Annotated in this window: 15 protein-coding genes; 8 read left to right on the top strand and 7 right to left on the bottom strand. The window is 71.0% G+C overall.

The window, feature by feature from the left end; all coding sequences use genetic code 11:
* Nucleotides 1–63: 63 nt before the first annotated feature.
* From KVT44_RS08835 to KVT44_RS08825, 3 genes are all read left to right on the top strand, one after another.
* Nucleotides 64–999: a serine hydrolase gene (locus tag KVT44_RS08835; protein WP_190168990.1), complete on the top strand. Its 936-nt coding sequence runs from the start codon at nt 64–66 to the stop codon at nt 997–999.
* A 53-nt stretch (nt 1,000–1,052) separates the two neighbouring features.
* Nucleotides 1,053–2,111 carry an esterase-like activity of phytase family protein gene (locus KVT44_RS08830; protein WP_217566616.1) on the top strand — a complete coding sequence of 353 codons (1,059 nt, stop codon included), beginning with the start codon at nt 1,053–1,055 and terminating at the stop codon, nt 2,109–2,111.
* Between the two features lie 77 nt (nt 2,112–2,188).
* Nucleotides 2,189–5,935, top strand: coding sequence for an ABC transporter ATP-binding protein (locus KVT44_RS08825; protein ID WP_099922532.1), 3,747 nt, complete (start codon nt 2,189–2,191; stop codon nt 5,933–5,935).
* A gap of 2 nt (nt 5,936–5,937) precedes the next feature.
* Here KVT44_RS08825 and KVT44_RS08820 read toward each other — a convergent pair whose 3' ends face one another.
* Nucleotides 5,938–6,414 (bottom strand): hypothetical protein, encoded by a 477-nt coding sequence (locus tag KVT44_RS08820; RefSeq protein WP_075029231.1) that lies wholly within the window; start codon nt 6,412–6,414, stop codon nt 5,938–5,940.
* A gap of 107 nt (nt 6,415–6,521) precedes the next feature.
* Between KVT44_RS08820 and KVT44_RS08815 the strand changes: the two genes are divergently transcribed.
* On the top strand, nt 6,522–6,971 hold the full coding sequence (locus tag KVT44_RS08815; RefSeq protein WP_229888820.1) for a hypothetical protein: 450 nt from the start codon (nt 6,522–6,524) through the stop codon (nt 6,969–6,971).
* Nucleotides 6,972–7,126: 155 nt separating this feature from the next.
* Entirely contained in the window at nt 7,127–8,575 is a 1,449-nt protein-coding gene (locus tag KVT44_RS08810) for a S28 family serine protease (protein ID WP_217566615.1), read from the top strand.
* 49 nt (nt 8,576–8,624) lie between these two features.
* Here the strand turns inward: KVT44_RS08810 and KVT44_RS08805 are convergent, their stop codons facing one another.
* Complete coding sequence (locus KVT44_RS08805) at nt 8,625–9,257, bottom strand: hypothetical protein (protein WP_217566614.1); 633 nt, start codon at nt 9,255–9,257, stop codon at nt 8,625–8,627.
* Nucleotides 9,258–9,417: 160 nt separating this feature from the next.
* Nucleotides 9,418–11,241: a glycoside hydrolase family 3 protein gene (locus tag KVT44_RS08800; protein WP_217566613.1), complete on the bottom strand. Its 1,824-nt coding sequence runs from the start codon at nt 11,239–11,241 to the stop codon at nt 9,418–9,420.
* Between the two features lie 396 nt (nt 11,242–11,637).
* On the opposite strand from KVT44_RS08800, the gene aroA reads away from it, so the two are divergent.
* Nucleotides 11,638–12,879 carry a 3-phosphoshikimate 1-carboxyvinyltransferase gene (gene aroA / locus KVT44_RS08795; RefSeq protein WP_217566612.1) on the top strand — a complete coding sequence of 414 codons (1,242 nt, stop codon included), beginning with the start codon at nt 11,638–11,640 and terminating at the stop codon, nt 12,877–12,879.
* A gap of 14 nt (nt 12,880–12,893) precedes the next feature.
* Here aroA and hemC read toward each other — a convergent pair whose 3' ends face one another.
* Nucleotides 12,894–13,829, bottom strand: a complete 936-nt coding sequence (gene hemC, locus KVT44_RS08790; RefSeq protein ID WP_054230788.1) for a hydroxymethylbilane synthase — start codon at nt 13,827–13,829, stop codon at nt 12,894–12,896.
* Between the two features lie 83 nt (nt 13,830–13,912).
* Complete coding sequence (locus KVT44_RS08785; protein WP_099925659.1) at nt 13,913–14,713, bottom strand: sugar phosphate isomerase/epimerase; 801 nt, start codon at nt 14,711–14,713, stop codon at nt 13,913–13,915.
* Nucleotides 14,714–14,876: 163 nt separating this feature from the next.
* Between KVT44_RS08785 and KVT44_RS08780 the strand changes: the two genes are divergently transcribed.
* Together KVT44_RS08780 and KVT44_RS08775 are read left to right on the top strand one after the other, a co-directional pair.
* Nucleotides 14,877–15,314, top strand: coding sequence for a hypothetical protein (locus KVT44_RS08780; protein WP_217566611.1), 438 nt, complete (start codon nt 14,877–14,879; stop codon nt 15,312–15,314).
* A gap of 31 nt (nt 15,315–15,345) precedes the next feature.
* On the top strand, nt 15,346–15,879 hold the full coding sequence (locus tag KVT44_RS08775) for a hypothetical protein (RefSeq protein WP_217566610.1): 534 nt from the start codon (nt 15,346–15,348) through the stop codon (nt 15,877–15,879).
* 4 nt (nt 15,880–15,883) lie between these two features.
* On the opposite strand, the gene KVT44_RS08770 is transcribed toward KVT44_RS08775, so the two are convergent.
* Together KVT44_RS08770 and KVT44_RS08765 are read right to left on the bottom strand one after the other, a co-directional pair.
* On the bottom strand, nt 15,884–16,816 hold the full coding sequence (locus KVT44_RS08770) for a bifunctional helix-turn-helix transcriptional regulator/GNAT family N-acetyltransferase (RefSeq protein WP_217566609.1): 933 nt from the start codon (nt 16,814–16,816) through the stop codon (nt 15,884–15,886).
* Nucleotides 16,817–17,402: 586 nt separating this feature from the next.
* Nucleotides 17,403–18,452, bottom strand: coding sequence for a LacI family DNA-binding transcriptional regulator (locus tag KVT44_RS08765; RefSeq protein ID WP_099922543.1), 1,050 nt, complete (start codon nt 18,450–18,452; stop codon nt 17,403–17,405).
* Between the last annotated feature and the right edge of the window lie 6 nt (nt 18,453–18,458).

Below are 18,458 nucleotides of genomic sequence, written 5' to 3'. Positions count from 1 at the left end.
AGTCATGAGAGGCGAGCGCGCCACAGGCGCGCTCGTATTGGTCGAAGGGGATGGGGAACCTCCATGACTCACCGGATATCCCGGCGTGCCCGTGTGCTCGCGGCGGGCCTCGGCGCCGGGGTGATCGTGCCGTTCGCGGCCGCCGCCGCGCCGGCCGCCGCCGCGGCACCGCAGGTCAGCTGTACGTCGAGCAAGACGGGCCTGGCCGCCAAGCTGCAGAAGGACATCACCACGGCGCTCAAGGGCCGCGCCGGCACCGTCGCCGTCGGTCTCTACGACCGTTCGACGAAGACCACCTGCACCCTGCGGAGCAGCACGGCGTACGACTCCGCCAGCGTCGTCAAGGCCACCGTGCTGGCCACGCTGCTGTGGGACGCCAAGAAGCACAACCGGTATCTGACCACGCGTGAGCAGAGCCTCGCCACGGCCATGATCACCAAGTCGGACAACAACGCCACCAGCACGCTGTGGAAGCAGCTCGGTGTGACCAAGGTGAAAGGTTTCCTCGCCGCCGCCGGGATGACCCAGACCAAGCCGGGTGCCAACAACTACTGGGGTCTCACCCAGATCACCGTCCGGGACGAGCAGAAGCTGCTCGCGCTGCTCACCGCCAAGAATTCGGTGCTGAGCGACAACTCCCGCGCCTACGAGCTGAAGTTGATGGGCAAGGTCATCTCCTCGCAGCGCTGGGGCACCCCGGCCGGAGCGCCCTCCTCGGTCGCCGTGCACGTCAAGAACGGCTGGCTGTCGCGTGCCACGCACGGCTGGCGCGTGCACAGCATCGGCACGTTCAACGGCGCGGGCCACGACTACATGATCACCGTGCTGACGCAGGACAACAGCACCATGCAGTACGGCGTCAACACCATCCAGGCCGTCGCCAAGGCCATCCACAAGGACCTGGTGCCGACCCCCTCCACGACCAGCGCGAGCGTGCTGCGCTACGTGCCCACGACCAACCCCCAGGAAGCGATCCCGGCGGTGCCGTCCGCGGGCTGACGCTTCACGAGGCGGTCTCCCGCGCGTCACCCGGCCGTCCTACGGTGACCGGCATGCGCATGAGATCCGTACTCGCCACCGTCACCGCCGGCCTGGCGGCGGCCACCTGTGTGACCGCCGCCGCTCCGGCCGACGCCCACGGCGGAAAAGCCCCGGGCGTCCACGCCTGTTCGCCCGCCGTCTCGATCAAGAGCTACTCCGACGCGCTCGACAAGACGACGTACGACGGCACCTTCGTCGGCAACCTCTCCGCGCTCGCCGTCGACCGCGACGGCAGGATCGCCGCGCTCTCCGACCGGTCCTCGCTCTTCACCCTGGACCGCGAGACGCTGAAGCCGACGAGCGTCGTGAACCTCGTCGACGAGAAGGGCGCCCCGCTCGACTCCGAGGGCCTGGCCGTGGACGGCGACGGCACCCGTCTCGTCACCTCCGAGAGCGAGCCCTCCGTACGCCGCTACGAGCGCGACGGCACCCTCGTCGGGAGCCTCCCCGTACCGCACGCGCTCAAGGTCACTCCCGCGGGCCGCGCCACCTCCAACCTGACCTTCGAAGGGCTCACGCTCCTCCCCGGCGGCCACACCCTGCTCGCCGCCATGGAGGGGTCGCTGAGCGGTGACACCGCCGGCATCGTGCGCTTCCAGACCTGGGACCGCGCGACCCGGCAGGGTGACTTCCGGCTCTCCGCCCAGTACGGCTACCGCACCGACATCGGCCTCGGCGTCTCCGAGGCGCAGGCCACTCCCGACGGTCGCCTCCTCGTCCTGGAGCGCGGCTTCACCGCGGGCGTCGGCAACACCGTCCGCCTCTACCTCGCCGACCTCCGCCACGCCACGGACACCCGCCGTATCGACACCCTGACCGGCCAGGACGGTGTGCGGCTCGCCCGCAAGACGCTCCTCGCCGACCTCGTGAACTGTCCTTCACTGGGCGCCCAGGCCAAGCAGCCCCAGCCCAACCCCCTCCTCGACAACATCGAGGGCCTGACGATCACCGGCCGCACCCCGGACGGCCGTCTCCAGCTCTTGCTGGTCAGCGACGACAACCAGAACGCCGTCCAGACCACCCGCCTGTACTCCCTGAGCGCCCGCCTGCCACACACGGTGAACGGCTGATTATTGCGGAGGGATGAAATCCGCTTGTTTCAGCGTTGGTGTCTTCCGGCGGAGTGAGATCTACGGAAGGCACCGGCGTGGCATTCGAGCAAGGGGACAAGGGCGGCTGGGCGCAGCGGCTCGCCGGGTACGCGTGGCGGTACCCGAAGTACGTCCTGCTGGCGCTCGGCTCCTCGCTCGGCGGCATGGCGGTCCTGGCGGTCGTCCCGCTGATCACCAAGGTGATCATCGACGACGTCATCGGGAACCACAGCAAGTCCATGGCGCCCTGGGCGGGCGCGCTGATAGCCGCCGCCGTCCTCGTCTACGTCCTCACCTACATCCGCCGCTACTACGGCGGCCGCCTCGCCCTCGACGTCCAGCACGACCTGCGGACCGAGATGTACGGGACGATCACCCGGCTCGACGGACGACGCCAGGACGAGCTGTCCACCGGCCAGGTCGTCGGCCGCGCCACCAGCGACCTCCAGCTGATCCAGGGCCTGCTCTTCATGCTCCCGATGACCATCGGGAACGTGCTGCTCTTCCTGATCTCCCTCGGGATCATGGCCTCGCTCTCCCTGCCCCTCACCCTGGTCGCGCTCGCCGTCGCCCCCGCCCTCTGGGTCGTCGCCAAGCGCAGCCGCTCCAAGCTGCACCCCGCCACCTGGTACGCGCAGGCGCAGGCCGCCGCCGTGGCGGGTGTGGTCGACGGCGCCGTCAGCGGCGTACGCGTGGTGAAGGGCTTCGGGCAGGAGGAGCAGGAGACCGGGAAGCTCCGGGACGTCGGGCGGCGGCTCTTCGCGGGGCGGCTGCGGACCATCCGGCTCAACGCCAGGTACACCCCGGCCCTCCAGGCCGTGCCCGCCCTCGGCCAGGTCGCGATGCTCGCACTGGGCGGCTGGCTCGCCGTACGGGGACAGATCACGCTCGGCACCTTCGTCGCGTTCTCCTCGTACCTCTCCCAGCTCGTGGGACCCGTACGGATGCTCGCCGTGGTCCTCACCGTCGGGCAGCAGGCCCGCGCGGGCGCCGAGCGCGTCCTCGAGCTCATCGACACCGAGCCGTCGATCAAGGACGGCACCAAGACCCTCCCGGCCGACGCGCCCGCGACCGTCGAGTTCGACGACGTGTCCTTCGCCTACGCGGACGGGCGGCCGGTGCTCGACGGGCTGAGCTTCGAGATCCGCCCCGGCGAGACCCTCGCCGTGGTCGGCTCCTCCGGCTCCGGCAAGTCGACGGTCTCGCTCCTGATGCCCCGCTTCTACGACGTGACGCACGGCGCCGTCCTCATCGGCGGCCACGACGTGCGCGAGCTGACTCAGGAGTCGCTGCGCGCCGCGATCGGCCTGGTCCCCGAGGACTCCTTCCTCTTCTCCGACACCGTGCGCGCCAACATCGCCTACGGCCGCCCGGACGCCACCCAGGAGGAGATCGAGACCGCGGCCCGCGCCGCCCAGGCGGACCGTTTCATCGCCGAGCTGCCCGAGGGCTACGACACCACGGTGGGCGAGCACGGCCTCACCCTCTCCGGCGGCCAGCGCCAGCGCGTCGCCCTCGCCCGCGCCATCCTCACCGACCCCCGCCTGCTCGTCCTGGACGACGCCACCTCCGCCGTGGACGCCCGCGTCGAGCACGAGATCCACGAGGCCCTCAAGGGGGTCATGGAGGGGCGCACCACCCTCCTCATCGCCCACCGCCGCTCCACCCTCAACCTCGCCGACCGGATCGCCGTCCTCGACGGCGGCCGCCTCGCCGAGATCGGCACCCACGAGGAACTCCAGCAGCGCTCCCCGCTGTATCGCCGGCTCCTGACCGACCCGGACGAGCTGGGCGGCGTCTCGCCCGGCCACGTCCTGCCCGCTCTGCCCCAGGAGGACACCTCCGTACGGGACGAGCTGGACGCCGAGTTCGACGCCGAGCGCGGCGTCACTCCCCATCTGTGGACCGGCGACCGGGAGCCCAAGGACAACGCCCTGTCCGGCATGCCCGCCACGCCCGAACTCCTCACCCTGGTCGAGGCGCTGCCCCCGGCCACCGACACCCCCGGCATCGACGAGGCGCGTGCGGTCAGGCCCGAGGAGTCGTACGGGCTGCGCAGGCTGCTGCGCGGCTTCGGTCTCCCGCTGCTCGTCAGCCTGGGGCTCGTGGCCGTGGACGCGGGCATGAGCCTGCTGCTGCCGGTGCTGATCCGGCACGGCATCGACCAGGGCGTCACCCGGATGGCGATCGGCGCGGTGTGGGCCGCCGCCGCGCTGGCGCTGGTCACCGTGTTCGTCCAGTGGGCCGCGCAGATCGGCGAGACCCGGATGACGGGCCGGACCGGCGAGCGGGTCCTCTACTCCCTCCGTCTGAAGATCTTCGCGCAGCTCCAGCGCCTCGGGCTCGACTACTACGAGCGGGAGCTGACAGGCCGGATCATGACCCGGATGACGACGGACGTCGACGCGCTGTCGACGTTCCTCCAGACGGGCCTGGTCACCGCCTTCGTCTCGGTCGTCACCTTCTTCGGCATCATGGGCGCGCTGCTGGTGATCGACGTACAGCTCGCGCTGGTCGTCTTCATCACCCTTCCGCCGCTGGTCATCGGCACGTTCTTCTTCCGCCGTGCGAGCGTGAAGGCGTACGAACTCGCCCGCGAGCGGGTGTCGGCGGTCAACGCCGACCTCCAGGAGTCGGTCTCCGGACTGCTGATCCTGCAGGCGTTCCGGCGCGAGCGCTCGGGCGCGCAGCGGTTCGCGGAGGGCAGCGACAGCTACCGCAAGGCGCGCACCCGCGGCCAGTGGCTGATATCGATCTACTTCCCCTTCGTGCAGTTGCTGTCGTCCGTCGCGGCGGCGGCCGTGCTGATCGTGGGCGCGCACCGGGTGGACGCCGGCACCCTCACGACGGGCGCGCTGGTCGCCTACCTCCTCTACATCGACCTGTTCTTCGCGCCCGTGCAGCAGCTCTCGCAGGTCTTCGACGGCTACCAGCAGGCCACGGTCTCGCTGGGCCGCATCCAGGAACTGCTCCAGGAGCCGACCTCGACGAAGGCCGCCGACGAACCGCTGGAGGTCCTCTCCCTGCGGGGCGACATCGCCTTCGAGGACGTCGACTTCGCCTACGGCTCCGCCGCCGAGGCAGACGCAGAGGAGGCGCTCAGCGCCGTCTCGCTGAGCATCCCGGCCGGACAGACCGTCGCCTTCGTCGGCGAGACCGGCGCGGGCAAGTCGACGCTGGTGAAGCTGGTCGCCCGGTTCTACGACCCGACGGGCGGGCGGGTGACGGTCGACGGCACGGATCTGCGCTCGCTCGACCTGACCTCGTACCGGCACCGGCTCGGCGTCGTCCCCCAGGAGGCGTACCTCTTCCAGGGGACCGTCCGGGACGCCATCGCCTACGGGCGCCCCGACGCCACGGACGCCGAGGTGGAGGCCGCGGCCCGCGCGGTCGGCGCCCACGACATGATCGCCACGCTCGACGGCGGCTATCTCCACGAGGTCGCCGAGCGCGGTCGCAACCTCTCCGCCGGCCAGCGCCAGCTGATCGCCCTGGCCCGCGCCGAACTCGTGGACCCGGACGTGCTGCTCCTCGACGAGGCGACGGCGGCGCTGGACCTGGCGACGGAGGCCCTGGTCAACCAGGCCACCGACCGCCTCGCCGGCCGCCGTACGACCCTCGTCGTCGCCCACCGTCTGACGACGGCCGCCCGTGCCGACCGGGTCGTGGTCATGGACCACGGCCGCGTCGCCGAGGACGGCACCCACGACGAACTCCTCCAACGGGGCGGCCACTACGCGGAGTTGTGGAGGACGTTCGTCGGAGCCCCGGAGGAGGAAGAGCCGGTTCCCTCATCGGCCTGAATTCAGCTCTTCGCCTTGATGTCGGAGATCTTCTTCGTGGCCAGGTCCGACTGCACGGTCAGATAGGTGTACGTGGGGTGCTGGGCGGAGCCCCAGGTGAGGCGCACCGTCGACCAGGTGTGGCCCGCGCCGCTGTCTCCCGCCGTCACCTTCCACGCCCGCGGCACGTCCTGCGCGCGCAGCACCCCGTCGGCGTGCTCGCGGCTCTCCCACTTGGCCAGGCGGGTGCGGAGATCCTTGGTCAGGTAGAAGGTGCGCAGCTGGGAGCCGAGGTGACCGCTTCCCTCCTCGGTGACCGCGTCGATGTAGGCGCCGTAGAAGTTCGCCACCCGGTCGTAGGCGGGACCGTTGGCGCCGCTGCGGGCGGGCGGGGGAGCGCTGGAGCCGGCGAACGCGGGCACGGAGGCACCCGCCGTGGCGAGGAGCGCCGCGGCGACGAGCGCGCCGACGGCCGTACGTGAACGTGACGTGCGGGACATGGATGAGTACCTTTCGTTCGGTTTTCTGACCGGTTGGACCCCGAACAAAGGGGTGTGGTTGCCCCAAACGCGGAAGAAAACCTCTCTCGGGTGAAGGCAACCATCCGATGTACGTCCTGCGTCCGTACACCAGTACGCTGAATGGCCGGGGGAGGACGACAGTGGACCGTGGTGGTGCGATACGCCGGCGCCTGGCGCTGGGGCTTGCGGTGTTGACCGCAGCGGGGCTGATGGCGTTGATGAGTCCGGGCAGCGCGCAGGCCGCCGACTCTTACTGCTCGGGGCGCAAGGTCAGAACGCTCAGTTTCTCGACCGGCTCCGTCCAGATCTACAAGCGCGACGGCTATGTCTGCGCGATGACCGTCCCGAAGAATCAGCAGTCCCGCAAACGGACGATGTCCGTCAGCGTGCAGGCGCGCGGCAGCCGACCCGTGGTCGACCGGGGCAACTTCTCGCATCACGCCGGCCCGGTGACCGTCCACGCGGGCCACCGCTGCGTCCGCGTCGAGGGCTCGGTCGGCTCGGGCTCGGTGAGCTCGAACTGGATCCTCTGCTGAACCAGCCGAGTGCTGAACCGGTCGAGTGCTTAACCGGCCGAGTGCCGAGTCGGCCGAGACACCGCCTTCCCATAGGGTTTTCCCCATCTCCCCTGGTGCGCCTGTGAGTTGCTCCGATAGCTTCCAGCGCACATCCGTTTCACAGGGGAGTGTGCATGCGCAAGGCGCTCAGATGGCTGCTGGCGCTCACGGTGCTCATAGGCACGTTGAGCACGGCCGGGGCGGCCACCGCCGCCCAGCCGGAGGCCGCACCAGGCACCACAAGCACGGACACCGACATCAAGGACCGGCTGCTCGCGATACCGGGCATGAGCCTGATCCAGGAGAAGCCGTACACCGGCTACCGCTTCTTCGTTCTGAACTACACCCAGCCGATCGACCACCGGCACCCGTCCAAGGGCACGTTCCAGCAGCGGATCACCGTGCTGCACAAGGACGTCTCCCGCCCGACGGTCTTCTACACCGGCGGCTACAACGTCTCCACGAACCCCGGCCGCCGTGAGCCCACCCAGATCGTGGACGGCAACCAGGTCTCGATGGAGTACCGCTTCTTCACCCCGTCCCGGCCCGATCCGGCCGACTGGTCGAAGCTCGACATCTGGCAGGCGGCGAGCGACCAGCACCGCATCTTCGAGGCGCTCAAGCCGATCTACCGCCAGAAGTGGCTCTCCACGGGCGGCTCGAAGGGCGGCATGACCGCCACGTACTACGAGCGCTTCTACCCGCGCGACATGGACGGCGTCGTCGCCTACGTCGCCCCCAACGACGTGGTGAACAACGAGGACTCGGCGTACGACCGCTTCTTCGAGAACGTCGGCACCAAGGAGTGCCGCGACAAGCTGAACGCCGTGCAGCGCGAGGCGCTGGTGCGGCGCGAACCGCTGGAGAAGAAGTACGAGGCGTACGCCGCCGACAACGGCTACACCTTCACCACCATCGGAAGCCTCGACAAGGCGTACGAGGCGGTCGTCCTCGACTACGTGTGGGGCTTCTGGCAGTACAGCCTGCTCTCGGACTGCGCCTCGATCCCGGCCGACGCGGCCCACGCCACCGACGACGCGATCTGGGACTCCGTCGACACCATCTCCGGCTTCTCGGCCTACGCCGACCAGGGCCTGGAGACGTACACGCCGTACTACTACCAGGCGGGTACGCAGCTCGGCGCGCCCACGATCCACTTCCCGACCATCGAGAAGAAGTACATCCGCTACGGCTACCAGCCGCCGCGGAACTTCGTGCCGCGCTCGATCCCGATGAGGTTCCAGCCGTGGGCCATGGCGGACGTGGACTCCTGGGTCCGCCACCACGCCGACCACATGCTCTTCGTCTACGGCCAGAACGACCCCTGGGGTGCGGAGCGCTTCCGCCTCGGCAAGGGCGCGCGTGACTCGTACGTCTTCACCGCCCCCGGTCTGAACCACGGTGCCAACGTCGCCGGGCTCGTCCCCGACGAGAAGGCACTCGCGACGGCCCGCATCCTGGAGTGGGCGGGTGTCGCCTCGGCGACGGTCCAGGAGAACCCGTCGGCGGCCAGGCCGCTCGCGAAGTTCGACGCGAAGCTGGACCAGCGCGACATCGAGCGCGAGCCCGCGCTGCGACCGTAACCCGGTTCACCGGCTGCAACCCGGTCCACCGGCTGCGTCCGCCCCTCGGCTACACGGGGCGGGCGCAGCCCACCGGTCTGCTGCCGCCCAGTTGGACGTAGAGGGCCGTGGACGACGGGCACTCGGCGCGGTCGACGACCGCCGAGGTCACCTTGTAGTCCGGGGGCTTCTTGCCCTTGCCGTCGCACGCGGTCTCCCGCACCTGCCCGTCACCGGAGTTGTAGACGCAGTCGCCGACGATGGTGCGGGGCCCGCCGCCTCCGCCCGGATCGCCGGGGTGCGGGGCCTCCAGCTTGCGCATGCAGGCGTAACCCTGGGGGACCACCCCGTCGCCGTTCTCGTCGGAAGCGGGCCGGGTCTCGCTGATGTGCAGCACGAAGTCCGTGGTCGCGGGGCACAGCGGCCCGTCGGCCACCTTGCCGTCGTAACGGGCGATCACCCGCGCGGCGGCCCGTTCGCTGCTGCAGGGCACCTCGGTGAAGCTGGTCGTCCCGAAGGAACTGCACTCGTCGACCGCGAGGAACACCGCCCCGTAGCCCGAGGGTTGCGTCGACGTCGTCCCCGCGCCGGGCTCGGCGCTCCCCGAGTCCGACCAGCGGTCGCACCCCGCGAGCGCGACGAGGACCAGCAGCAGCGCGCACACCACCCCAACGGAACGCCGACCCGACGAGCTGGCTCGCATGGCTTCCCCCCGATACCCCCGTCCAGCGTGACCCGTCGCGACGGGCACACGCCAGACATCCGGGGTGCTTTGCGCCCTTTGGGGGTGGTGCGCCGGGTGTGCGGCGTAGGGCCTGTACGTCAAACCCCCACCCGGGGCGGTACGTCAGCCCTTACCGGACCTAGTACGTCAATCCGTACCCGATCGGATACAGCGCCTCCGTCGGGTCGTCCGCCCGCTGCACCTCCACCGGCAGCCTCCCGCGGGGCCTCGCGCTGCCCGCGATCACGCGGGCGGCGGCGCGCAGTTCGACGTCCGTCCAGGAGTAGGTCGCCAAGTAAGCGCGCACATCAGGGAGTTGAGCCACATCGTACGGGTTGCGGATCGCGATCGCGACCACCGGGACGCCGGTGGCGACGAGCCGCTCGACGAGGGTCTTCTGCGACCCGGTCGCCGTCACGTTGTACGTGCCGACGACGACCGCGTCCACGCCCCCGGCCGCCACCACCGCGTTGTCGATGCTCGCCGCGGAGGGTGCCGTTCCGGTGGACAGTGCCGTCGCCGTGAACCCCAGCTCGGTGAGGGCGGTCGCGAGGACGGTCGTGGGCGGTCCGTCGGTACCGGACGGCGAGGCGGGATCGGCGCCGACGACGAGGACGCGCGGGGTGCTCCGGCGCGAGAGCGGGAGCAGGCGCTCCTCGTTGACCAGCAGCGTCGTCGTGCGCTCGGCGATCCGGTCGGCCGCCCTGCGGTGCGCGGCGGTGCCGACCGTGTGGTTGACGCCGGAGTCGCTGACGTACGGATTCTCCAGCAGGCCCAGCTTGGCCTTGAGGCGCAGGACGCGCAGGACGGACTCGTCGAGCCGGGCCTCGGTGAGCTCGCCGCCGTGCACGGCGTCCAGGACCGCGTTCCAGGCCACGTGGATGGACGGCGGATTGAGGAGCTGGTCGACACCGGCCTTGAGCGCCAGTACGGGGACGCGGTCGTCGCCGTACTTCGTCCGGACGCCCTCCATGCCGAGCGAGTCGGTCACCACGAGCCCGTCGTAGCCGAGTTCCTCGCGCAGGATGCCGGTGAGGATCGGGTGGGAGAGCGTCGCGGGGTCCCCGGACGGGTCGAGCGCCGGGACCATGATGTGGGCGGTCATGACCGAGTCGATGCCGGCGCGGACGGCGGCCCGGAAGGGCACGGCGTCGAGGGACGACCACAGCTCGCGGCTGTGCGTGATGACGGGGAAGCCGAAGTGGCTGTCGACGGCGGTGTCCCCGTGCCCCGGGAAGTGCTTCGCCGTGGCCGCGACCCCGACGCTCTGATAGCCCTTCACCTCGGCCGTCACCAGCCCGGCCACGGCGTCCGGATCGGCGCCGAAGGAGCGTACGCCGATGACCGGGTTGGCCGGGTTGACGTTCACGTCGGCGACCGGCGAGTAGTCCTGTCGGATGCCGAGGGCGCGCAGCTCGGCGCCGCCGAGGCGCCCGATCGTACGGGCGTCCTCCCGCGAGCCGCCCGCGCCCAGTGCCATCGCGCCCGGGAACAGCGTCGCGGGCTTGCCCACCCGAGCCACCGCTCCGTACTCCTGGTCGGTGGAGATGAGGACGGGCAGCCCGCGCGGCTGGTCGAGGGAGACCTTCTGGATGCCGTTCGAGAGGGCGGCGATCTGGTGCGGGTCACGGGTGTTGTGCGCCCAGGTGAAGTAGATGATCCCGCCGACGCGGTACCTGGCGATCAGCTCGGCGGCCGTCCTGACGCCGAGCTCCTCGAGGTTGGTGTCGATGTCGGCCTGGTCGGGCGCGGTGGCCGAGTGCCCGTACACCCGCATCACGAAGAGCTGGCCGACCTTCTCCTCCAGCGTCATACGGGAGACGAGCGCCCGGAGTGACGATTCGTCAGGTCTCTCCTCGGCCGCCCGGACGGAGGTGGTGCTCAAGGTCAGGGCCGCGGTGGTCCCGGCGGTGGCGGCGAGAACGGTACGTCTGGACGGTCTGGAAGAACTCGATGGCCCCACGTGCGCTCCTCCCTCATGAAGGAAACTTCCGAGGAGTCACGAATATCCGGGAAGTTTCTTCCAGTCAAGGGTGTGCACAGTATCCCGAGGAGGGGCCGTCACCGGCGCAGTTGGAGGGGGGCGCGCCGGTGACGGCGTGCTGCCGGCCGCAGGCGGCGGAGAGGGTGGTCAGCGTTCGCAGCCAGCAGCGAGGCCGACACCGCTCTGCGGAGACTCATCCGGCAGTATGCGGATTGGACGAACCGGTGCGGGTCGGGGTTCCCCGGTTTTCGCCGGTTCGGGGAATTGGTGCGGGTGGGGCGAATGGGTGGGACGGTTCGACACCGGGCTCGCACGGACAGGTCCATTTGGCGGACGTTCCCGCGCCGGACCGGGTCGGGCAGCGAGCATGAGGACATGGCCGTCGTCGACATCCCCGGTTCCAAGTCCATCACCGCGCGTGCGCTCTTCCTCGCGGCGGCGGCCGACGGGGTCACGACCCTCGTGCGGCCGCTCCGGTCGGACGACACGGAAGGCTTCACGGAGGGCCTGACCCGGCTCGGCTACCGCGTCGGCCGCACCCCGCACGCCTGGCAGATCGACGGCCGCCCTCAGGGCCCGGCGGCCACCGACGCCGACGTGTACTGCCGCGACGGCGCGACCACCGCCCGCTTCCTGCCGACCCTCGCCGCCGCCGGACACGGCACCTACCGCTTCGACGCCTCCCCGCAGATGCGCCGCCGCCCGCTGCTCCCGCTCACCCGCGCCCTGCGCGACCTCGGCGTCGACCTGCGGCATGACGAGGCGGAGGGCCACCATCCGCTGCGGATCGCGGCGGCCGGCGTGGAGGGCGGTGACGTGACGCTCGACGCGGGCCAGTCCTCGCAGTACCTGACCGCCCTCCTGCTGCTCGGCCCGCTGACCCGGAGGGGCCTGCGCATCACCGTCACGGACCTGGTCTCGGCGCCGTACGTCGAGATCACGCTCGCGATGATGCGGACGTTCGGCGCGTCCGTGCGCCGGGAGGGCGAGGTGTTCGTGGTCTCGCCCGGCGGCTACCGCGCCACCACCTACGCCGTCGAGCCCGACGCCTCCACCGCGAGCTACTTCTTCGCCGCGGCCGCCCTGACCGGGCGCGAGGTGACGGTCCCCGGCCTGGGCACCGGGGCGCTCCAGGGCGACCTGGGCTTCGTCGACGTACTGCGGCGGATGGGGGCGCGGGTGGAGGTCGGCTCCGGCGGGACGACGGTCGCGGGCACCGGCGAACTGCGCGGCCTCACGGTCAACATGCGGGACATCTCCGACACCATGCCGACGCTGGCCGCGATCGCGCCCTTCGCCTCGGGCCCGGTCCGCATCGAGGACGTCGCCAACACCCGCGTGAAGGAGTGCGACCGCCTGGACGCCTGCGCGGAGAACCTCCGGCGGTTGGGCGTACGGGTGGAGACCGGGGCCGACTGGATCGAGATCCACCCCGGTACGGAGCCCGTTCCGGGCGCGGAGATCAAGACGTACGGTGACCACCGCATCGTCATGTCCTTCGCGGTGACCGGACTCCGCGCGCCGGGCGGCGTCTCGTTCGACGACCCCGGCTGCGTACGGAAGACGTTCCCCGCCTTCCACGAGACCTTCGCCGCCTGGGCCGGCCCGCTGGGGTGATCAGCGAGGGGTGATCAGTGGGGGATGTCGTCGATCAGTTCGCGGGCGCCCTGGCGCAACAGGGCGACGGCGACCGACGTGCCGAGCGTCGCGGCGTCGAGGCGGCCCGCCCACTCGTGGGCGTTCAGTACGGTCTTGCCGTCCGGGGTGAACACGCAGGCACGCAGGGACAGTTCGCCACTGCGGTCGGCCTTCGCGAAACCGGCGATCGGTGAGTTGCAGTGGCCCTGGAGGACGTGCAGGAACATCCGCTCCGCCGTGGCCTCGCGGTGCGTGTTCGGGTCACCGAGGTCGCTGATCGTCTCGATCACGTCGGTGTCGCCCTCCCGGCACTGGAGGGCGAGGATGCCCGCCCCGATCGGCGGCATCATCGTCTCGGGCGACAGGATCTCCGTGATCACGTCCGCCCGGCCGATCCGCTCCAGCCCCGACACCGCCAGCAGCAGCGCGTCCGCCTCACCCGCCGCCAGCTTCTCCAGTCGCCGGTTGGCGTTCCCCCGGAACGGCACGCACTCCAAGTGCGGATGCGAGGCGGCCAGCTGAGCGCCCCGCCGTACCGACGAGGTGCCGATCCGCGTCCCCTGCGGCAGCTCGTCCAGCGTGAGCCCGCCCGGGTGCACGAGGGCGTCCCGGATGTCGTCCCGCGCCAGGAACGCGGCGAACATCGTCCCCGCCGGGAGGGGACGGTCCGCGGGGATGTCCTTGACGCAGTGCACCGCGAGATCGGCCTCACCGGCCAGCAGCGCCGCGTCGACCTCCTTGGTGAACGCGCCCTTCCCCTCGACCTTGGCCAGGTCGCCCATCCACTTGTCACCGGTCGTCTTCACGGGCACGACCTCGGTACGGATGTGCGGATGGAGCGCGCCCAACTCGGCACGGACGCGCTCCACTTGGGCCAGGGCCATGGGCGAGTCGCGGGAGACGATACGGATCAGTTCCGGTGCCGACATGCGCTCCACGATAGCCCGTCGGCGAGGGGCGGCGGGCCGCGGGACGCCCGCCCGGGCGTGTGCGCGCGTCGCCGGAACCGGTCCTAGGCGGAGTCGTTCAGCAGGCGCCCGAGGTGCTCCCGACCCGGTCCCAGCAGCTCAGGCAGCGGCGCGGCCTCCTCGTACCACCGCTTCTCGTACTCCCAGCACAGCCAGCCGTCCCAGCCCTCCCGGGAGAGGAGTTCCACACAGTCGGCGAGGGGCAGGACGCCCGCGCCGAGGGGGAGCGGGGTGGTGTCCTCGGCGGAGGCGATGTCCTTGACCTGGAGGTAGCCGAGGTAGGTGCACAGGGCCGCGTAGGTCTCCGCCGGCTCCTCGCCGCCGAGCCAGGTGTGCATGACGTCCCACAGCGAGCCCACGTGGTGGTGGCCGACCAGGCCCAGGATCCTGATCGCGTCCGCGCCGGTGCGGTGCGAGTCATGGGTCTCCAGCAGGATCCGTACGCCCAGGTCGGCGGCGTACTCCGCGGCCGTGCCGAGCCGCCGAGCCGCCGTCGCGTCCGCATCCTCGACACTCTGCTCGGGACTCGCGCCCGGGAAGACGCGTACGAACGGGGCGCCCAGGTCGTGGGCGAGGTCGAGGAGCTCCTTGATCTCGGCGACGACGGTGTCGTCGTCGCCCGGCGCCGCCACCCGCGCGTAGCCCGCCACGCCCAGGATCTCGATGCCGCCCGCCTTGAACTCGGCGACCACCTCGGCCCGCTCGGCCGCCCCGATCCCGGGGTGCACCGGCTCCTCGGGATGCGCGCGCAGCTCCACGCCGTGGTAGCCGTGCGCGGCGGCGAGTCGTACGACGTCGGGGATGGGGAGCCCGGGTACGCCGAGCGTGGAGAAGGCCAGCTTCATGTGCATGGACCCTACTCGCGTGCCGATGTCGGCCGTTGTCGATCAAAGGAGAGTCGACAGGAAAATCGGTGGCGGGTGGTTCGGGAGGTCCTTTTCCACAAGCACTACGACGTGCCCTTTGTGTCGCTAAGATGCCGAAATCACCGGCGTGCGGGGGGGAAGCATGCGACTTGACATCGAAGTGCTCGAAGACGACGGGAGACAGCTTCGCGCACTGCAGCGCTGGCTGATGCGGGATCCGGACACGGCGGGGGCGAGCCCTTCCCTGCGGGACCGTCAGGAACGACCGGGCACCATGGGCGGCGGCCTGGAACTGATCAACGTGGTGCTCAGCAACGCCGTGGGCCTCGGCGGACTGCTCCTCGCCGTCGCCAACTGGCGTCAGTCGCGGGGGAACGGGCCCGAGGTACGGGTGGAGCACCGGGGTGTCACCGTGACCGTGAGCGGAGCCGACCCGCGGCACATCGAGCGGTTGGTACGGCAGCTCACCGGGCCGGACTCCGGGGCCGACGACGGAACGCCGGATGCCGTGACGCCGGATGCCGTCACGCCAGCCCCTGGCATGCCCGACCGAGGCATGCTCGACCGACCCCGGACATGACCGAGACCACGACCGGGATCACGACCGACACATGACCGAACTCTCCAATCCGGCCCGCAGTCGGGCCCTGCTGATCGGTGCCCACTCCTTCACCGACCCGGATCTCGAACCGCTGCCCGCGGTCGCGCGCAACCTCGACCGGCTCGCCGAACTGTTGCGTGACTTCCTGGCGGGAGGTGATGGCATCTTGGCGACCGACAAGGCCGACCTGGCCGACGGCGACATCTGCACCGTCGGCGGTGCCTTCCCCGATGCGGTCGACTCGGCCGGGACCTTCATCAAGGACTACAAGAAGGCTGGCTACAAGACCCCTTACGGCCCGTTCGGCGGCTATGCCTATGACGCGACCCTGGCCCTGATCCACGCCTTCAAGTCAGTCCACGTCAGCCCCCTCGGCACGACTGTGCCCTCGACCAAACGCGAGAGCCTGCGAGCGGTGGTGGGAGACGTCGACTTCGACGGGGCGATGGGAAAGGTCCGCTTCGACGCGAACGGCGATGTCCTGTCCCCGGTGGTGACCGTCTACCGGATGAGTGGCGGCTCCTGGAAGGCGGTGAAAGCGTGACCTGTCACTCCTGAGCGCCGTGCAGATCCAACCGCCAGTCCTGGCCCAGCAGGTCCGCTCCGAACGAGCGGTGCGGTTTCTCGGCGACGAGGACGAAACCGTGGCGTTGGTAGATGCGGCGGGCGGCGGAGAGCACGTCGTTGGTCCACAGGACCAGGTCCCGGTAGCCGCCGTCCCGCGCGAAGTCGATGACGGCCTCGACCAGCCGGTCGCCGATGCGCAGCCCGCGCGCGTCGGGCTCGACGAGGAGGAGCCGGAGGCGGGCGGTCCCGGGCGCGTCGTCGCGCACGCACATCACGCAGCCCACCGGCCGGCCGTCCAGCTCGGCGATCCACACCCGCTCCAGGTGCGGATCGTGGTCCTCGGCGAAGTCCGCCACGATCCGGGCGACCAGGCCCTCGTAGTCGGCGTTCCAGCCGTACTCGGCGGCGTACAGCGCGGCGTTGCGCTGCACGATCCAGCCGAGGTCGCCGGGCCCGGGGTCGCGCAGGACGACGTCCTCGCTGCGTGGTGGGCGCCCGGAGGAGAGCAGCGTGCGCACGGTCCGCATCGCCTCGGCGAGCCGGGGGCGGTCGTCGGCCGGCACGGTCGCCAGCAGCGCCCCCACCGATTCCCGTGAGCGCTCGTCCAGCAGGGCCGCCGTGTCCCTGCCCTGTGTCGTGAGCGTGATACGGCGCCGCCGCGGGTCCCGCTCCGAGGGCGTCCGCTCGATCAGGCCGTCCTGCTCGAACTTGTTCAGGATGCGGCTCAGGTAACCGGCGTCCAGGGACAGTTCGCCGCGGAGGTCGGCGGCGTCGGTGCGGGGGGAGTGGGCGAGCTCGTACAGCACACGGGACTCGGTGAGGGTGTAGGGGGCGTAGAGGTGGCGGCCGTAGTCGAGGGCCCCGATGACGTTCGTGTAGAAGCGGTTGAAGGAGCGGATGTCCTGGACGGTCATGATCACTCAACCCCGGATGATCGGCTCGGCCGGTTCGGCTCTGGCTTTCTGGCTGGCTCTGGATAGTTGACTCAGTCAGAGGTAGTTGTCGAGCCTACGACTTCGGCCAAGCCTGGGCAACGGTCGGGCAACTCCCCGGCGTCCCCGGCGGGTACGCCGGACGAGTTCGTCCAGGGGCTGCCCATCGGAGGCGTTCGACCACACCTCGGCGCTGCAGTGGTCGCGACCCTTCCGAAGCCGACGCATCGCGGGCCCCGGTGGGTGGGTGGGTCGGGGCCGTGGCGGTGCGTCGAGCCCGTCGCCGCCGGATCAGACGTGGACCGGGCAAGCGAGCCGCTGCTCGATCCGAACGTAAGCGACGCGCTTGCGACGCACCGCCACGGCCCCTTCCGTGTGTCCCCGGCTGCGGGTGAGTGGGCATGGGGGTGGGGGCAGGGGCGCAGCCCCGCCCCCACCCAGGGGCGCGGGGAACTGCGCGCCAAGCCCCCACCGGCCTGCAGCCGAGAGCCCACCCGGGGGTCTGGGGGGGCGGAGCCCCCAGGTACTGATGGGACGGGTAGGGGCGGAGGGGGCGAAAACCCCACGTTCAGACTCGCGGCACCCCCGTGGACCCCCGCACCATCAACTCCCCCCGCACCGTCGCGATCCCGCCCGGCGGCGGCTCCTCGCGGCCCATCGCGATACGCCCGGCCCGAGCCCCCGCCTCCGAGAGGGGCAACCGCACCGTCGTGAGCGCGGGGACGGCGTCGATGCTGAAGGGAAGGTCGTCGAAGCCGACGACGGACACGTCGTCGGGGATACGCAGGCCCGCCTCACGCAGCGCGGCACACGCGCCGAGCGCGACGGTGTCGTTGGCGGCGACGACAGCCGTCAACGACGGGTCACGGCGCAGGAGTTCGAGGGTCGCCTCGTAGCCGGCGCGACGGTCGTAGCGTCCGTGCACCGTGCGGCGCGGATCGTCCTCGATGTCGTGCGCGGCGAGCGCGGCGCGGTGCCCCTCGAGGCGGTGCCGGGTCGTCGTCCGCTCCTCCGGGCCCGCGATGTAGCCGAGCCTGCGGTGGCCGAGCCCTATCAGATGCTCGGTGAGCTGTTGTCCGCCGCCCCGGTTGTCGAAGGTGAGCGCGATCGCCTCGGGGGCGTCGGGCGCGGGCGGCCGTCCGCACAGGACCACCTGGGTCCCCGCGTCCCCGAGTTTGCGCAGCTTCGCCGCGACCGCCGCCGCGTGCGGCGCGTCCTCGACGGCGCCGCCCGTCAGGACGACCGCGGCGGCGCGCTGGCGCTGAAGGAGCGTGAGGTAGGTCAGCTCGCGCTCCGGGGAGCCGCCGGTGTTGCACACGACCCCGAGCCGTTCGCCGCCCGCACGTCCCCCCGGTCCGCCGATCTCCGACTGGATCGCGGCCGCCATGATTCCGAAGAAGGGGTCGGCGATGTCGTTCACCAGGATGCCGACCAGGTCGGAGGTGGCGGCGGCCAGCGAACTCGCGGGTCCGTTCAGTACGTAGTCCAGGTCGTCCACCGCGCGCAGCACCCGCTCGCGCGTGGACGCCGCGACGGGATAGTTCCCGTTCAGCACCCGGGACACGGTCGCGGGCGAGACCTGCGCACGCGCCGCCACGTCCGCCAGGGTCACGGTCATCTCGTC

Origin of the sequence: Streptomyces sp. GbtcB7 (assembly GCF_019091445.1) — a bacterium.
In the GTDB taxonomy this organism is placed as follows: Bacteria; Actinomycetota; Actinomycetes; order Streptomycetales; family Streptomycetaceae; genus Streptomyces; species Streptomyces mirabilis.
Note: the sequence above shows the minus strand (reverse complement) of the source record. Positions and strands in the feature narration are given on the sequence as shown.

Bases quoted from the DNA above. Each gene is read 5' to 3' on its own strand.
- KVT44_RS08805 (WP_217566614.1), bottom strand. From the start codon at position 9,257: ATGCGAGCCAGCTCGTCGGGTCGGCGTTCCGTTGGGGTGGTGTGCGCG.
- KVT44_RS08820 (WP_075029231.1), bottom strand. From the start codon at position 6,414: ATGTCCCGCACGTCACGTTCACGTACGGCCGTCGGCGCGCTCGTCGCC.
- aroA (WP_217566612.1), top strand. From the start codon at position 11,638: ATGGCCGTCGTCGACATCCCCGGTTCCAAGTCCATCACCGCGCGTGCG.
- KVT44_RS08835 (WP_190168990.1), top strand. From the start codon at position 64: ATGACTCACCGGATATCCCGGCGTGCCCGTGTGCTCGCGGCGGGCCTC.
- KVT44_RS08785 (WP_099925659.1), bottom strand. From the start codon at position 14,713: ATGAAGCTGGCCTTCTCCACGCTCGGCGTACCCGGGCTCCCCATCCCC.
- hemC (WP_054230788.1), bottom strand. From the start codon at position 13,829: ATGTCGGCACCGGAACTGATCCGTATCGTCTCCCGCGACTCGCCCATG.
- KVT44_RS08770 (WP_217566609.1), bottom strand. From the start codon at position 16,816: ATGACCGTCCAGGACATCCGCTCCTTCAACCGCTTCTACACGAACGTC.
- KVT44_RS08815 (WP_229888820.1), top strand. From the start codon at position 6,522: ATGTACGTCCTGCGTCCGTACACCAGTACGCTGAATGGCCGGGGGAGG.
- KVT44_RS08810 (WP_217566615.1), top strand. From the start codon at position 7,127: ATGCGCAAGGCGCTCAGATGGCTGCTGGCGCTCACGGTGCTCATAGGC.
- KVT44_RS08830 (WP_217566616.1), top strand. From the start codon at position 1,053: ATGCGCATGAGATCCGTACTCGCCACCGTCACCGCCGGCCTGGCGGCG.
- KVT44_RS08780 (WP_217566611.1), top strand. From the start codon at position 14,877: ATGCGACTTGACATCGAAGTGCTCGAAGACGACGGGAGACAGCTTCGC.
- KVT44_RS08765 (WP_099922543.1), bottom strand. From the start codon at position 18,452: ATGACCGTGACCCTGGCGGACGTGGCGGCGCGTGCGCAGGTCTCGCCC.
- KVT44_RS08775 (WP_217566610.1), top strand. From the start codon at position 15,346: ATGACCGAACTCTCCAATCCGGCCCGCAGTCGGGCCCTGCTGATCGGT.